At 69.6% G+C, this 16,357-nt stretch carries 9 protein-coding genes; 6 read left to right on the top strand and 3 right to left on the bottom strand.

Annotated features, from left to right (window positions below):
* Together EAO75_RS31940 and EAO75_RS31935 are read left to right on the top strand one after the other, a co-directional pair.
* On the top strand, positions 1-355 hold a 355-nt coding region (locus EAO75_RS31940; protein WP_147998698.1), incomplete at its 5' end, for a galactose oxidase early set domain-containing protein.
* Positions 356-754: 399 nt separating this feature from the next.
* The gene (locus EAO75_RS31935; RefSeq protein ID WP_261989497.1) at positions 755-2,800 is read left to right on the top strand and encodes an ATP-binding cassette domain-containing protein; all 2,046 of its coding nucleotides are present in this window, start codon (positions 755-757) and stop codon (positions 2,798-2,800) included.
* A gap of 229 nt (positions 2,801-3,029) precedes the next feature.
* Here the strand turns inward: EAO75_RS31935 and EAO75_RS31930 are convergent, their stop codons facing one another.
* Positions 3,030-4,619, bottom strand: a complete 1,590-nt coding sequence (locus tag EAO75_RS31930; RefSeq protein ID WP_147998627.1) for a sigma-70 family RNA polymerase sigma factor — start codon at positions 4,617-4,619, stop codon at positions 3,030-3,032.
* Positions 4,620-4,783: 164 nt separating this feature from the next.
* Positions 4,784-7,636 carry a LuxR C-terminal-related transcriptional regulator gene (locus EAO75_RS31925; RefSeq protein WP_147998626.1) on the bottom strand — a complete coding sequence of 951 codons (2,853 nt, stop codon included), beginning with the start codon at positions 7,634-7,636 and terminating at the stop codon, positions 4,784-4,786.
* Positions 7,637-8,030: 394 nt separating this feature from the next.
* On the opposite strand from EAO75_RS31925, the gene EAO75_RS31920 reads away from it, so the two are divergent.
* The 3 genes from EAO75_RS31920 (at position 8,031) to EAO75_RS31910 (ending at position 11,918) form a co-directional block, all read left to right on the top strand.
* The gene (locus tag EAO75_RS31920; RefSeq protein ID WP_147998625.1) at positions 8,031-8,501 is read left to right on the top strand and encodes an ATP-binding protein; all 471 of its coding nucleotides are present in this window, start codon (positions 8,031-8,033) and stop codon (positions 8,499-8,501) included.
* 63 nt (positions 8,502-8,564) lie between these two features.
* Entirely contained in the window at positions 8,565-10,313 is a 1,749-nt protein-coding gene (locus EAO75_RS31915) for a sigma-70 family RNA polymerase sigma factor (protein WP_187284654.1), read from the top strand.
* 114 nt (positions 10,314-10,427) lie between these two features.
* The gene (locus EAO75_RS31910; protein WP_147998623.1) at positions 10,428-11,918 is read left to right on the top strand and encodes a hypothetical protein; all 1,491 of its coding nucleotides are present in this window, start codon (positions 10,428-10,430) and stop codon (positions 11,916-11,918) included.
* A 422-nt stretch (positions 11,919-12,340) separates the two neighbouring features.
* On the opposite strand, the gene EAO75_RS31905 is transcribed toward EAO75_RS31910, so the two are convergent.
* Complete coding sequence (locus EAO75_RS31905) at positions 12,341-12,826, bottom strand: ATP-binding protein (protein ID WP_261989496.1); 486 nt, start codon at positions 12,824-12,826, stop codon at positions 12,341-12,343.
* A gap of 243 nt (positions 12,827-13,069) precedes the next feature.
* Between EAO75_RS31905 and EAO75_RS31900 the strand changes: the two genes are divergently transcribed.
* Positions 13,070-15,916: an ATP-binding protein gene (locus EAO75_RS31900; RefSeq protein ID WP_147998621.1), complete on the top strand. Its 2,847-nt coding sequence runs from the start codon at positions 13,070-13,072 to the stop codon at positions 15,914-15,916.
* Positions 15,917-16,357: the final 441 nt, after the last annotated feature.

Below are 16,357 nucleotides of genomic sequence, written 5' to 3'. Positions count from 1 at the left end.
CCACCTGGCCGGCGCGATCTTCACCCCTCCCTACCTGCTCAACGCGGACGGCAGCGAGAAGCCCCGCCCCGCCATCACCGGTCAGGTGCCCGCCCGAGTGGGAAACGGCAGCCAGTTGTCAGTAACCACTGACAAGGCCGTCACGTCCTTCGCCCTCGTACGCGCCGGCGCCGCGACCCACTCCACCGACAACGACCAGCGACGCGTACCCCTGCGACTGCGGGCCACGTCCGCCACCTCGTACGAGGTCGACATCCCGGCTGACCCGGGCATGGCCCTGCCGGGGACGTACATGCTGTTCGCGCTCGACGCCCAGGGAGTGCCGAGCAAGGCCCGGATACTGACGATCGGCTGAGCGGGACGACCCGGCCGGGCAATCGCTCGCCCGGCCGGGTCGCCGGGTCGGTTAATTGCGTAGCCGTGATTCACCGTCACGGATGGGCAACTGCTGTGCGCCGCGCCTAGGTTCGTTGCATCGCCCAGGCGCGCCGTCCCGAGCCCGGCGCGGTGACGACGGGAGCGAGTCGTCATCGCGCGTGCGGGAACATGCCCGGCGCGTCTCGCGATGTGTCCCCGCCCCGCGAACCAGGCGCGAGACACACCCGCCCGGTGTCGAAACGACCTCCCCCGGCGTGACGACACCGGGCGGCTCCGTGCCCGCAACGGCCCGGACACACCCCCTGTACGACCTCGTGCACGCACACCAGTCAAGACAGTCATCGCCGTTGGGCCGACCGGCCGGGAGACAACATTCGTGAGGAACGGAATTCCAGAGTTCGTGATGGAATTCAATGGGATCACCGAAGCACTCGACACTGCGAAAACATACGTGTTGGGTCGTGATCCGCATGCGGACATTCCATGCCAGGAGGCGTTCATCTCCTGGCGGCACGCTCAGATCCACTGGGACGGCCAGACCTGGGTCCTGCAGGATCTGGACAGCACCAACGGCACATACGCCCATGGCCGGCGCATCACGCTGGCCACGATCGCCGACGGTGCAGTGTTCACCGTCGGCGACGCCGCCCACGGTGTGCAACTGCGCTTCGCCTGCGGTGACGCGAGCGAGCCGTCGTCGTTGATCGCCCGGCAACTCTCCGTCAAGGTCAGATGCGGCAAAGGCTCAAGAAGGCTGCTGAACAGAGTCAGCTTCGTGGCGCCTCCGAAATCCCTGATGGCGGTGATCGGGCCGTCCGGTTCCGGAAAGTCCGTCTTGCTGCGTGCCTTGACCGGTCACCAGCGGAACGTCAAGGGCAAGGTGCGCTATGAGGGGCAGAACCTGCCTGGGTGTTTCGCCCAGTTACGTCACCAGATCGGTATCGTCCCGCAGCAGGACGTTCTCCATCCACAGCTCACGGTGCGGACCGCGCTCCGTCACACCGCAACACTGCGGTTCCCCCGCGAGACCGACGCTGCGGAGCGCGACCGTCGGGTCGACGAGGTTCTCAGTGACCTCAAACTCGACCTCCACGCCGACCAAACCGTCACCACGCTCTCGGGTGGGCAACGGAAGCGTGTTTCAGTCGCCCAGGAACTCCTGACCAGGCCTTCGCTCTTGCTCCTGGACGAGCCTACCTCCGGCCTGGACGCGGGCATGGACCGTGACGTCATGCGCCTGCTGCGGGGACTCGCCGACGGCGGCAGGACCGTCCTGGTGGTCACACACTCTGTCCGGGAGCTGGAGTTGTGCGACAAGGTGCTGGTCCTCGCCCCGGGAGGGTCCGTGGCGTACTTCGGTCCCCCGGAGGAGGCACTGGAGTTCCTCGGGCAGGACACATGGGCCGATGTCTTCTCCGCCTTCGAGGCGCGCAGTGGCCACGACTGGGCCGGCCGGTGGCATGAGTCGCCCCAGTACATGGCCTTGGCGACCGCCCTGCGGACGCCGGACACGCAAGTCTCCACGGCCCGTCAGATCGCCGCCCCGCCGAAGCCACCGCGTTGGACCACCCAGTTGTCCACCCTGGTCAGCCGATACCTGGCCGTCCTGGCCTCCGACAGGGGGTTCATCGGCCTGATGACCCTGCTGCCCATTGTCCTCGGCTTGGCCAACACCCTCATACCTGCCGATTTCGGCCTCCGGAAACCGCCCGACGGCACATCGAACGTCGAAGCCGGCACCATCGTCGCTTCTCTCGCCATCAGCATGTGCTTCGTCGGTGCCACGAACTCCGTTCGCGAACTGGTCAAGGAACGGGCGATCTACGAGCGGGAACGGGCCGCAGGTCTTTCCAGATCCGCCTACCTGGCGTCGAAGATCGTCGTACTGGGGCTGATCACGGGCGCGCAGGGAATCGTGCTGTGCGCAATCAGCCTCGCCCCTCGCGACCTTCCGTCCGAAGGCGTCGTCATCAAGGGCACCCCGGCCGTCGAGATGACTTTGGTCATCATGCTGCTCGGGTTCACATCGATGATGTGCGGCCTGGTCACGTCGTCACTGGTGAAGACCGCCGAGAGAACCATGCCACTCCTGGCTCTCTTCTCTGTTGCTCAGTACATGTTCTCCGGCATCGCGTTCAGACTCAGCGGTAGCCCCGGTGTCGAGCAGGCGGCCTGGCTGGCGCCCTCACGCTGGGCCGTCGCGGCCCATGGCGCGACGCTCGATCTTGAGCAGGTACTCCGTCCGCAGGACAGAACGACAAGCCCCCTCGCCACTGACCCTCTTCGGCAACACACGCTCGGCCAGTGGCTGATCGACACAGGAGTACTGCTGGCCGTTGCGCTCATGTGCTACCTGCTCACGATGCAACTCCTGCGCCGCCTCGAACCGGAACCCGTACGAAAGCCGAACCGACCTCGATGACAGTGTGGGGGATAGGGGGCGAGTCGCAGGTCGTGAGTGATGAGGAATGTGGTGCGCTCGGTGGTCGGGCGGCGCAGCGGCTCGGTGATCGCGGATGCGCCCATACGGTTGCCCGAGCGGCGCTGGCCAAGGCCGTTACCTCGATTCTGGCCACCGCCACGCCCGCCGCACACTGCAGAGCACGCCCCGCGTCCTGCTGCTGGGCAAGGCTCTTCCGCTGAACGCTCCGTCAGCCGATCGTCCAGCGCTGGTAACTCGACCCGGTGTAGCCCGCCTGAGTAATGAGGTCCCCGTCGCTCGGTCCGGCGACAGTGAGCGCCAGACGGCTGTGCTTGGCGAGGATCCTGCCGTCACCGGTCACGATCCACTTGGAGTTGTCCGCGCCGTCGAGCGGATACTGGATGACTGACGTTCCGCTGCTCATCCTGCTCTCCGTCACGTTCATCGCCAGGCCGGATACCACGTTGACGATCTCGTACGTCCCGTCGGCATTGGGCGTGAACCGCCAGTCCTGATGGTCGACGGCGGCCGAAGACCGCTGGTCGAGCTGCGTGCCCCAGTCCCGGGAAGCGTTCGGAACGTTCAGGACCTTGCCCGAACCGACGTTGGTCACCCGGTAGATGCCGTTCCACGAAGGTGAAGGCGAGGGCTTCGGCGTCGTTGACGGGGTGACCGAAGGTGAAGAAGGACGCTCAGGCGTTGGGCTGGTCGTCGGGGGAGCAACGGTGGAGGAGGCGTCGGTTGAGGGTGTGGGCTCGTGCGCCACGGGCTCTCGGCCCTCGGGGCCGGCAACGGTCGGCCTGGACGTCGACCGGTCGGGCGGAAACCCATTGCCGTCGTCATCGAGTGGCGCGGGCAGGACGAGGAAGGCGAGTCCGACGGCGAGAACGGCACCCCCGGCGAGACCGCCCGAGCGCAGCGGAGTGCGCGTGACCTGGGACCACCACCCCGCACCACCGTCCGGTGTGCCGGAAAACAACGCCCCACTGGCGGTGCCGGCTCCCCCCTCGGCCAAACGGGCCGCCACATACTGCGACTCGCCCCACAGCAGCACCCCGACCGGCAGCGCCGCACCCAACCGGGCGTTCAGATCGGCAAGTTCGATCAGCGCGCCCCGGCAACGGTCGCACTGCGCGAGATGCCGCTCGAGGTCCTTGCTCCTACGGCGGCCGGTGCGGCGCACAGCGGCACCGAGCAGCCCGGTGAAGCGGCGGCACTCCCCGCTCGAGGAAGCGCTCTCGGCGTGCGCGACAAGATAGGCCTCCCGCAGTCCCTCCCGCGCCCGAGATGCCAGCGACCCGACACCACTCGCGCCCATACCGAGGAGAATGCCCACCCTTGAGGCCGGCTCGCCCTCGACGACGGAGTGCCACAGAACGGCCTGCCAGCGCTCGGGCAGCGAACGAAACGCCTTCATCACGAGGCTGCTGTCCTCCAGGCGCAGTATCCGCTCCTCGCTGCTTTCCGCCTTGTCGTTCTCGGGCAAGTTCGCGAGCCACTGCTCGAAGTCCGGCGCCAGCTCGATGTGGCGAGCCGTAGTGGCCCATTCGGCGGCGATGCGGCGGACAACCGTGAGTAGGTAGGGGCGCCAGGCGGCCTCCGGACCACCACCACGCCGTACGGCTTGCAGGGTCCGGGCAAAGGCCTCCGAGGCAAGGTCCTCGGCGGTGTGCGCATCACGGCAGCACATGCGTGCGTACGCGAGTGTCGCCGACCGATGTCGCCGGTACAGCTCCTCCACCGCTGCGTCTGAGCCCAGCTCCCTTACCTTTCGGGCGAGTTCGGCGTCCGACGCGGCGACTTCGCTGTCAACGGACATGCGTGAGAGAGGCCTTCCTTGTGCCGACTACGAGGTGGAACGACATTCCCGATCAATCTTGCCCCTGCGGTCCTTATCGGCAAGACGGTGATACGCGAATACCTATACCCAAGAATTCCGAATGGCTTCTGCTCTCTTCGCCCTTGGGAAAACATGAGGATTGTTCATCCGGCCGACCCGCTGCTGCGGGTTGTACGCGCCAGGTCATGCCGGGAAAGCGCACCCACCTTCCGCAAGGCGCGAGCCACATGCTGCTCCACCGTCCGTGGGGACAGATGCAGCGTGGCTGCGATCTCTCGGTTGCTCAGGCCGGCACCGGCGAGTTGCGCGACCTCCTGCTCGCGCGGCGACAACCGCCCGTCGTAGCTGGGGCGGCCGGGGGGACGCCGCCGGTGGGTACCCGGATGGGCCCGTAACTCCGCTCCCACGCGTGCGGCATCCCACGTCGCGCCGAGCACTTCGAATTCGCGTGCGGCTTCGGACAGTTGCTGGATTCCTGCGGCGGTCTCCAGGCCGCCCGCCAGAGCGCATCGTCCACCGGCCTCCGCGACGAGGGCCGCCTCATAGGGCCGGGGCAGCACGCTGTAGCACATTCGAGCACGCTGGAAGTACTCCACTGCCGCTTGGAGTTCGCCGCTCGCCTCGGCCAGTAACGCTCGGCACCACGTCAGTGCGGCCACGGCGGTGGGGGCCCGTTTGCCCCCAATGCCAACGGCGAATTCGTCGGCCATCCCTCGCGCGACGCCCAGCCCCCCGGCCCGAACCGTCGCCTCCACCGCCCATGGGGCCAACTCGGCCGCCCACACCCATACGGCCTTCTCCCGCAGCCTGACCCATGCCTCGCCCGCCTCGCGTGCCGCGGCCGCGGGGTCCTGACGAGCCAGCGCAAGCCTGATGCGTACTCCTGAGGCCGCCGCCACCAGCGGGACCGCGCCATCGTCCCCGGACAGATCGGTGCTGGAGAGCCAACTGCCCACGTCGGTCCACTCGCCCTTCGCCAGGGCGAGCCGTGCGTGCACCAGGGCGGCATCGCCGTCAGGGGCCGATCCGGCGTCCACATCCCGGGTCAGTGCCCGCGCCCGGGCGGCCAGGCCGGACCAGCGGCCGGTCATCATGTCCAGAAGCAGGGAGGTGCAATGCGCGTTCCGTTGCGTATACGGCGCTCCGCTGCGGGCGGCCAACCGGGGCGCCTCGGAGAGCAGTTCGCGTGCCCGCACGTACTCGCCCAGCCAGACAGCCGCGTCCGCGGCGTTGGCCAAGCCACGGGCAGTGTGCCGGACGACCCGCGAATCGTCGCTGTCCCGGGGCAGTTGTTCCAGGTATCGCCATCCGAGCGGGTCACCAACGCTGAGCAGCACGGTCGCCCGGTTCGCCGCGACCGCCGCCCGGACTTCGGCATCCTCGCTCTCAGCCGCTGTCGTCCCGGCCCGCGTCAGCCAGGCGAGGTTGTCCTTCAGCGGGCCGGAAGACCAGTAGGGCAACGCCAGGGCCGACATGGCCCGCGCTGCCAGTACCGGGCAGCTCTCCAACTCCTCGACCGACCTGAGCAGTTCCACCCGCCCTTCGCGGCCCCGCCCGGCCTGGTTGCCCAGGAAGAGTCCGAGGTGGAGGCGGATCTCGCCCCGCACTGTCTCGGGCAGCGCCCGGTCTTCGACCAACCGGCGCAGGAGTTCCACCGTCTGACCGGAGCCCAGCCCGATGGTCGCGCTGCGTGCGAGTATCAAGGCCAGCCGAGGCCGGTTCGACTCCACTACCTCAGGGTGCGCCAGCGCGTCCTCGAGCAGCGAGATCGCCAGCTGGTGGTCGCCCGCCTCGACCGCTTCCTGCGCGGCATTCCCCACGCTCTCGATCCAGTCCGTGGTGCGACCGGTCGCGAGCTGATGACGGGCCAACCGGGCCCATGGCGCCGGACGGCGGGCTTCCAGGGCCGCGGCGGCGCGCCCGTGCAGCTCGCTGCGCACCGGACTCGGCACCAGCCGATACACGGCCGCGGCCTCCATCGGTGACCGCAGGCCGTACTGATCAGGCCCCAACTCGTGCAACACCCCTTCGCACAGCGCCGTCACCAGAGAAGCGCGGCCGTTCTCCGTCGACAGTCCGGCCACCCATGCCAATTCGTCCTCGCTCGCCGTTCCGTCGAGAACTGCTGCCGCCCACACCAGGCGCCGCGGCACCTCGTCCAGCGCCGCCAAGCGACCGGCCACCGACTCGGCGAGACGCAGCGGCACCTCGGCTTCGTCCACGTCCCTGGCAGTGAGCCGGCTCCGGCCGGCGGCCCCTGAGGATCTCGGGCCCGGCGGCGGAGCGGCCGCCCTCAGCTCCTCCAGCACATCGGTCACGACCTGCGCGATCCCACCCGTCCGCTCGTGGAGCCGGGTCAGGAACGGAGCCGAGCAGCCGTCATCACCCAAAGCGTCCACCGCCATCCGCTGCACGTCGGCCGCGCTGAGCGGCCCGAGCCGCAGATGGATCACCGGCAACTCGGCCGGGTACCCCACCGGCGCACCCAGCACCAGCCCGGGACGGGCCAGCTCCTCGGGGCGGTAGGTCATCACGACACGCAGTCCGGCCGGGGGATCGGCCAGCACGGTTCGCAGCGCGTGAGCGGCCTGCTCATCCGCGCGGTGAACGTCCTCGGCCACCAGAAGCACGGGCGAACCAGTGCCGCCCGAGGCCACCAGCTCCCCCAGAGACGATGCCGACAGCCGACCTGACCACGGCGACGCAGCCGGGGCACCGGCCTGCGTGGCGCCGGGACGATGTCCCGACCCCGCCTCCGGTCTCACCGACACGTTGCCATTCGGGTGGCATGGTCCGTCGACGACGGGAGCACCCGACGCCTCGAAGGTCACCATCAGGCGAGCGGCCTGGCCGGATTGGGAGCGGGCCAGCAGCCACTGCACGAATCTGGTCTTGCCCGTCCCCGCCTCGCCCTCGACCAGCACCAGTGCGGACGTGCCCGGCGCTGCCGACGCCAGCGGCCCGCGAACTGCCTTCTCCCACTCACTCTCACGCACTGCGGTCCCCCTACTTCGTTTCCTCGCACTTGAGCTTCAGCCGGCAGCCGGCTGGTCAGGCCGGTCCTGGTCCGTCCGGTATCCGGCGTCAGCTGCCAAAGCTGTTGGCTGTGACAGGGCGGACCTTCTTGCCCGATGAAGAGTGAGACTCGGCGACTACGTCCCGCGGCGTCACCAACTCGTTACATTGAGGGCTCCGGGACCCCCGGGGTTCCCGAGGTCCCGGGCTCGCATCCGCCGCCGCCACGGCAACTCCCGGCGGGGTAAACGCCTTGAATATGGCGTATCCGTATTTCGGGCGTCCCGCTTGTGCCGTCGGTCGGGTGGCAGCCACGGTCGGAGTGGTCTCTTGATCCCCCGATGCCTGTCAACGGGCACTCCAACGGAGTCCGATATGGCCACCACCGAATTCCCTCACCCCGCCAAGGCGCCTGCTCCGGTGCCATGTCTGGTGTTCCGCATCGCTCGGTCGACGCCCGCCACCGTGCGAGACCTACGACACCTTGCGCGCCATACAGCCCAGCAATGGGCGATCCCCGAGGGGCCGTGCCACTCGCTCGCGCTCGTCGTCAGCGAATTGGTCACGAATGTCGTGCTGCACAGCACAAGCCCGGACGTCGCTCTGCTGATCACCTTCGACAACTTCGCCCTGACCGTCGAAGTCATCGACAACGGACAGCGGCTGGAGGATGACGCCGGATTCTCCGCCATGGAGCAGCACGCCTCCTTCGGGCGAGGACTCGACCTGGTCAGAGCGTGCACCGACTGGCACACGATCCAACGCACCACGGCCGGTACCCGAGTAACGGCGCATATCCCCGTCACCAGTCGCGAGCCCGGGCGGCTGCCTCAAACCGGCGCATGAATCATGCACGTCGCCCGCATCACCGACCCCTCTCTCATGGAACCTGGAAGGCATTGCTGCTCCATGGTCGACAAGCAGGACGAAACACCCACTGACGCCGAGGCCCACGCCGCCGCTTCGCGGAGCCATGAATCCGACATCACGCTGGCGGAGTTGCGCCGGAGGCATCGTGACCAGGTGCTCGCGTACGCCTACACCTGCTGCCGTGATCCGGAGAGCGCCGACGATCTCACCTCGGAGGCATTCGCCCGCGCGCTGAGCGATGCCCGGGCCGGCAGCGCTCCCACGGTCGCCTGGCGCCCCTATCTGCTCGCCCTCGTCCGCCGCACCGCTGCCGACTGGGCGGACACCGCCCGGCGTGCCGAGCTGTCCTCCGACTTCCAGCAATGGCTGACCGACTCGCAGGCGAGCACGGCCGACGGCACGGAGCCCGAGACCATTCAGGAGCGCCTGCGCCGCCGTGAGGACGACAGCGCCGTTCTCACGGCGTTCCGTTCCCTGCCCGACCTCTGGCAGGCCGTTCTGTGGCACACCGAGGTGGAACGGGAACCGGCCGCTTCCGTAGGTCACTTGCTCGGCGTGGACGAGAGCGGAGTCGATCCGCTCCTGTCACGAGCCACGCGAGGGCTCCGGGATGCCTACCTGACCGCGCACGAGCGGAACTCCGCCACGAACGAATGCCGCACTTACGCCTCCATGCTCAGCATCGCCCCGCGCCAGTCCGAAGACGGCGCGGTTGAGGGCCCGGACCGGCATCCTTCGCAGTGCCACCGCTGCCGCAGGGCGCAGATCGAGCTCACCGCGATCGACGAGCAACTCGGTTTCATCCTGCCGCTGGGGGTTCTGCTGTGGGGAGGCCCGGTCTATGCCGTGCACCGGATGGTCGAGACCTGCCGGAGTACCGACGACAGGATTCCTGCCACGCATGCCGACCACGCCCTGGTGGACGACCGAATCGAGCAGCGGCCATGGGCCGGCTCACCGCTTCGCTCCGGGATGGTCGCCTGTGGCCTCGTCACCGCCCTCGGGCTCGCCATCCTCACGCTGCCGGAGATCCTCCACGGTCAGGACGAAGCGCCCTCGGCGGCTGCTTCGCAGGTGGAGCCGGAGTGGACGCCACCAGCGTTCGACGTCCCTCTGCCCACGCTCAGCCGCCCTACGTCACAGCCGTCCCCCACCGCATCACCACGCCGAGCCTCACCGACGCCCGTGGCATCGGTCACGGCAGCGGACCAGAGACCCACGGCGGCCATGAGACCTCCACTCGGACCGGTCACCTGGTCGGGCGCACTCCGCAACGCGGGAGTCAGCGCCCAGTGCGTCGAGTCCGCGGGCACGGGCGTTGTCCAGAACCCGTGCAACGGCAGCAGCGCCCAGGTCTGGGAGGCGGTGTCGTTCAAGGCGAAGCCGGGCTACTACTACCTGCGCAACGCAGCCAGCGGTGAGTGCATCGACTACCACGTAGGCGTTCAGCGTTTGCACGGGAACGCGGTCGACATCGAAGTCGCCATGGGCCCGTGCCGCTACACGGCGGAAGGACAGCTGTTCCGTTTCGACCCCTTCGCGGGCACGAGCGGCGACAGCAGCTACCTCCTGCGTGCCGAACTCGACGCCGCGAAGCCCTGGAACGAGATGCAGCTCGGGATGCGCGACTGGTGGGACGGGGAAGGTGCCACGCCGCCTCCGGAGCGGAACGCGCCGGTCGTGCTCACGTACCACTACTACAACGCCGTACGGCTCCACTACCTCGCCGAAGGCCGGGCACCCGCACCGAGCGCGCCCTCGAGCACGGCGGCCGCCCCGCCGAACTGACCGACGGCACTGACAGACAGAACTGACAGACGGAACTGACCGACGGAACTGAGCGAGTCCTTTCGGCTCCCGTGTCTGCCACCTACCACCGGAACAACAAGGGGAAAGGCTTGTATGCAATTACTCCTCGGTCCGCGCCCACGGCAGCAGCAACTCGCCGACGCGGCCTTGATGCTTGGGGCGCGCAAAGGACAGCTTGAGTTCTTCCGGCTTCTGTACCGCCGCCACTATTCCGCTGTGCAGGCCTATGCCTCCCAGTGCGTGGCAGGCCCGCTTGCCGCACAGGAGGTGACCTCGCGCGTCTTCGAAGTGCTGTTGCAACGGATGCAGGCGGGGGAGGCGTTTGTCGAACGCCGTCATGCCGGCATTCTGCGCGTTCAACTACTCGGACACGTCCGCACCACCGCCATCGCATACTGGCACCATGAGCCCGAGTCCCTGCGGCCGGACTTCCGCAGTTGGGTCGAGGCGGGCGCGAGGTGGCCTTGGGGCGAGGACGGTCAACTGGGTGTCGCGTTCGAGAGACTCCCTTCCCGCACGCAATGCCTGCTGTGGCATTCACTGGTCGAGCAAGACGCCCCAGCTTTGACGGCCCGTATCACAGGACTGCCTTCCCACGCGGTGCGCAGTTCGAGCGACGACGCCAGAAGGGCGCTGCGCCAGGCCCGGACGGACCTGTATCTGGAGCGGCTGGAACTCCCGGACTGCAGGGACGCGATCCAGCGCCTGGCGGCGCGGCAGGGTGCGCCACCCGCTACGAACGACGCGGCCCATCTGCTCGCATGTGCGGCCTGTATGAGCGTCTACGAAGACCTCACCCAACTCGACGCGCAACTTGAAGCACAACTGCCGGCCCGCCTGCTGGGGTGGTGGACCGGGCGGGAGTATCTGCGAGCCAAGGCCGCCATCCCCATACCGCTGGACGATCCGCCGTTCCTGGCAAGGCTGCTGAGGCAACCCCCCACCGATACCTCCACGGAACCCACGCGCGCCCGCCGGGCCGCCCCACGCACGAAACGAGCACGCGGCACCGGACGGAGGCGCGCATCCCGGCTGCACTCCTTGCCCCCTGTACTCGTCAGCCATTCCCGGACCGCTGCCGCTGTGACGGGCTTCCTCATGGGCATCGGTACGGGCCTGCTCCTGCTGACGGCTTGCACCCAGCCGTCCGGCGCGCAGCAGGAGCCGCCACGAAATTCACCGTCACCCACCCTTTCGGCACGAAACGGAGTCCGGGCCGACCAGTACTCCTCACAGCAGGAAACCGTCACCGGCTCCACCCCCGGCACTCGCCTCCTGGGATCCATGTCCTCGCTACGGTACGACGGGGTCCGCTTCTCCGCCGAGGACACCACCGCCCACGTCAGACTCGCAGGCCCCGCGGTGACAGGCGCCTGGATCGAACTGAGGGTCGACTCCCTCGCCGAGGTCCCGCTGGCCCGGATCGCGCCCAGCGCCGACGGTTCCGTGACCGACATGTCGGTGCCGATCACCCCCGTCGACGGCGTGCACCCTGTCCACGTGGTCGCCCACTGCCCCAAGTATCGGCCGAAGTGCATAGAGCTCTATTCCTTCGGCACCGGTACCGCATCATCGGGCCGGTGACGACCGAGGGACCGGTGATTTCCCGCGACCCGGTTTCGCCGTATACGGGGACGGTCGCGCCCGGTGCCTCGGACGCTGTCGCCGCAGCGACCGCCCTCGCGCCGAACTCGGTCATCCTGGCCGCCACATAAGCCCTGTGGGTCCGGGGCGCCCCGTGCGGCGGCGCCGAACATGGGGCCGTAGAGGCGGCACTCATCGATCCCCAGCTGGTCGGCGCGCACGCCCGGACAGGCTTCCCGCACGTCGCCCCGGGCTCCGGAGGCAGGCGGGGCGACATCGCTCTAGCTCAAGCCGAGCAGCTGACCGACGGACCGGGGCGGCCCGCTCGGCAGCCGTACCGCGGGCGGCGGTGAGCCGCCGGCGTGGGGTGGGTTCGGCGTTGACGATGTGGTCGGTGGCACCCGGGCCCTACAGTCTGCCCTTCACCGATCGGCTCGGGACTCGACGACGGGGAGACGGGCCACGACGCGGGTGCCTGCAGGGGAGGGGTGGATCGTGCACCAGTTGGTGCAGGCCCCGACCAGGTCCAGTCCTCGGCCGAACGCGGCGTCCTCGTCCTCCGCCACACGGCGGTCGGCCTCGCGCGTCAGCCAACGGCCGGAGTCGGTCACTTCGACGGTCAGCGCGACGCCGTCGAAGACGATGAGGGTCGTGACCTCCGCGCTGCCGCTGTGCAGCACGGCGTTCGTCGCCAGTTCGCTGACGACGAGCGACAGCGTCTCGCTCGCGTCGTCGGGAAGGGCCCACTGCTGGGCGGTACGGCGCGCGAAGCGACGTAGCTCCGGCACGGTTTGGGGCACCGCCCTGGCGATGCACAGGGCGCGCAGTCGTGTCGGTCCGCGGCGCGCTACCGATAACGGCCGCGGGCAGTCGGTGGTGTCAGGGCGAAGGCCGTCTATGAGGGCCATGCCAGTTTCTCCCGGAGTGGTCGCTGGTGTGCTGTGTGCGGGCATTGCTCCGACCGTGGCCGCCGTCGTACCGCCGGGACAAGCAGGGGAACCGACCTTACCTATACGTAATAACGCTGAGTACGCACGAGGTGACCCCCGCCTCTGCTTCGATGAGATCGCAGGGCTGCGAAATGGCCAAGGTGTTGAATCAGCCGTGGTTGGACAGCGTCCTGCCAAGCGCGGAACAACACAGGGGGACCCGTGATACGTGAGCGGGAGTGGGAGACGGCGGTACGCGAGCCACTGGCGTCGGCGCCGCCGGACGCGACGACGCTCGTGCTCGTCGACGGGGCGGCGGGGACGGGCAAGACCCGCTTCGTGAAGTGGCTTCTGGCGCTACGTGAGTTCAGCGCGATGCCGCGCCTGAAGGTGACGTTCTCCCCCTCGGGCGCCGTTGCCCTCCAGGAGCAGGCCCCCTTGAAAGGGCCCGCGTCACCGATGCCGAAGAACGGCTCCCTACGTCGCCCCGCAGGCACCCGGCCCCTAGCCCTGGGGCAGCCGGGACAGGCCGCACTCGCGACCTCCTCCCTGGGAGAACTGGCGGCATCGCTCGGCTCCGGTGGCCCGGTGCTGCTGGTGGCCGAGAACGTGCACCGCGCGGACGAGGAGGACGCACACGCGCTACGCACCCTCCTGGCCCACCCTCCGGCGGGACTACGCGCCGTGCTGACGTATCGCCCCGAGGAACTGGCCCGCCCCGGGCTGGTGCTGGGCGCGCCCGTGGGCTATCCCGCCGAGATGAGCCTCGTACGGCTGCGGCTCGGGCCGCTCGACGAGGCGGAGGTCCACGCGATGGCGCTGGAGGCGCTGGGCGAGGAGCGCTGTTCGGCCCAGTTCGTCACCCGGCTGCATGAGCGCTCGGGCGGCATCGCGCAGGCGGTGGCCGATCTGCTGACCGAGCTGAAGGCGGCCGTCGCGCTCCCGGACGACAAGCCCACGGCGCCCGGCCCGGCCCGGCTCACCGCCCGGCACGTGGACGAGGCCCCGGTGCCGGTCCGGCTCACCGAGCTGGTGGTCGGCCGTATGGCGGCGCTGGACGATCAGACCCGGCGCCTGGTGTGGGCGGCCGCCGTGCTCGACGACCTCGGGACGGAGGACGAGTTGGCCTCGGTCGCCGCTCTGCCGGCGGAGCACGGCCGGACGGCGCTCACGGCCGCGCTCTCCGAGGCGGTGCTGCACGAACTCGGGCTCGGCCGGTACGGGTTTCGTATGCCCATGGAGGCCGCGGCCGTGTATCTGCTGCTGCCCGGCCCGGTGCGCCGTGAGCTGCACGGCCGCGCGGCCGAGACGCTGGCGGTCAGGCGCCCGGCGCCCTGGGCGCGGCTGGCCCGCCATCAGTTCGCGGCCGGCCGGATCCCCCAGTGGCTGGAGAGCGTTGAGAAAGCCGCCGTCGAGGCCGTCGAGGCCGGGGACCACCAATTGGCGATCTCCTTGCTGGAGGACGTGCTGGCCCATCCGGTGGTCCAGCAGCCCGACCGGGTCCGGCTGACGTTGATGCTCGCCCGCAGCGCATACAACGGGCTGCGGTCGGACCAGACAGTGGAGGTCCTGCGACGGCTGGTCGACGACCCCGAGCTGCCCGCCGCCGTGCGCGGCGAGATCCGGCTCGACCTCGGGCTGCTCATCGGCAACCAGGTCGGGCGGCCGCGGGAGGGACGTACCGAACTCATCAGAGCCGTACGGGAGTTGGGCGCCCAACGGGCGCTGGCGGCGCGGGCCATGGCCGCGCTCGCGCCGCCCTACTGGCCGACCGGCCCGCTGGCGGAGAACCTCGCCTGGCTGGCGCGTGCAGAGACGACGGCGGCCGAGAGCGGGGTCGCGGCGGTACAGGCGGCGGTCGCGGCGAACCGGGTGACGGTGCTGCTCAGCGTGGGCGATCCGGACGGATGGCGGGAACTGGCGGAGCTGCCCCGGCAGAGCGACGACCCGCGGATTCTCCACCACGCGGCGCGCGGTCTGTTCAATGCCGCCGATTCGGCTGTCTGGTTGGGTGAGTACGCGCGTGCGCGTGAACTTCTGGCCGAGGGGTCGGAGCTGGCCGCCCGCAACGGGGACGCCTACATGGCACAGGGGCGCCGGGGGACCGCGCTGCGGCTGGACATGGCGACCGGCAACTGGGCGGGTCTGAACGCTCGGGCCCGCGCGCTCGTGGCGGACGCGGGCGAGATGCCGTACGTCGCCTGCGACGGCCTGATCGTGCTCGGCCTGCTCGCCGTGGCCAAGGGCAACTGGAGCCAGCTCGGGGACTGGCACTTCGGGTTCCTGGCCGGGGACGACTGCCCCGTACCGGTGGCCGCGGTGGCCGCGGGCAGCCGGATCAGGCCGGCCCAGGCTCGCGAGGACCTGGAGGGTGCGGCCCGGGAGGCGGCCGACGCATGGGCCAGGCTCAGGGCGAAGGGCGTGTGGGTCTGGGCGGCCGAGCTGGCCCCCTGGGCTGTCGAGGCAACGATCGGGGCCGGCCACCTGGATCTCGCGCGGGACATGGTCGATGAGTTCGCGGCAGGCATCGAGAGCCGACAGGCGCCCGCCGCCACGGTGGCCCTCACCTGGTGCCGGGCACTGCTCGCCGAGGCGGACCGGGCGTTCCCGGAGGCAGCCGACGGCTTCCGGCACGCCCGTACCTGTTACCGGGAACTTCCCCGCCCCTACGAGGCGGCCCTCGCCGCGGAGGCCGCCGGACGCTGCGCTCTGGCCGGGAGCCCGGGGGAAACAACCGCGGGAATCGCCGAGCTGACCACGGCGGCCGAGGAGTTGGAGCGCCTCGGGGCGACCTGGGACCTGGCCCGGGTACGGGCGCAGCTGCGCGCCCACCCCGGTGCCGAACGGCGGCCTCCGGGCCGTCCCCGGTACGGTGAGCAGCTCTCGCCGCGTGAGCAGGAGGTGGCGGAACTCGCCGGGGCCGGTCTGAGCAACCGCGAGATCGCGGCCACTTTGCATCTGTCCCCGCGGACGGTGGAGCAGCATGTCGCGCGCGCCCTCAAGAAGTTGGGCGCGGTCTCCCGGCTCGAACTGGCGGGGACGGTCCGTGGCGGCGAGCGGGACAGGTGAACGCGGCGGTTCCCGGCACCCGGTGCCTCAGCGGTCCGCCCCGACGAAGTCCCTGATCCGACGCCCTCCGACTCCCTCATCCGTAGGCCGCGCAGTTATGTACGTACCCGTGATGTGCCGTCACGGATAGGTAACTCCGGTCCTTCGAGCCTAAGTTCGTTGCAACGCCGCAGTCTCCGCTGCATCCGGGGCCGCACGATGCCGGTCGGGAGAGACCGGCTCGGGTGGCCACAGCACGCGAGGTGAGGCGCGTGTGTCCACCGTCCTGGCGACGCGGGGCGGAACACACCCACCCGGTGCGGGCCTGGGCATCCCCTGTCCGCCGGCAATGGCGGAGGCCCGACCGCACCGGGTGGCCCGCAGTCGGCCAAGCCCGGCCAATCCCCTTCAGACACCCCGGTGTTCGGCATGCCCGAATCCCGTGCATCGGATCGGAAAGGA

Origin of the sequence: Streptomyces sp. UW30 (assembly GCF_008042075.1) — a bacterium.
Classification (GTDB): domain Bacteria; phylum Actinomycetota; class Actinomycetes; order Streptomycetales; family Streptomycetaceae; genus Streptomyces.
This window is presented reverse-complemented; position numbering and strand designations above follow the sequence as displayed.

Bases quoted from the DNA above. Each gene is read 5' to 3' on its own strand.
- EAO75_RS31930 (WP_147998627.1), bottom strand. From the start codon at position 4,619: ATGTCCGTTGACAGCGAAGTCGCCGCGTCGGACGCCGAACTCGCCCGA.
- EAO75_RS31920 (WP_147998625.1), top strand. From the start codon at position 8,031: ATGGCCACCACCGAATTCCCTCACCCCGCCAAGGCGCCTGCTCCGGTG.
- EAO75_RS31915 (WP_187284654.1), top strand. From the start codon at position 8,565: ATGGTCGACAAGCAGGACGAAACACCCACTGACGCCGAGGCCCACGCC.
- EAO75_RS31910 (WP_147998623.1), top strand. From the start codon at position 10,428: ATGCAATTACTCCTCGGTCCGCGCCCACGGCAGCAGCAACTCGCCGAC.
- EAO75_RS31905 (WP_261989496.1), bottom strand. From the start codon at position 12,826: ATGGCCCTCATAGACGGCCTTCGCCCTGACACCACCGACTGCCCGCGG.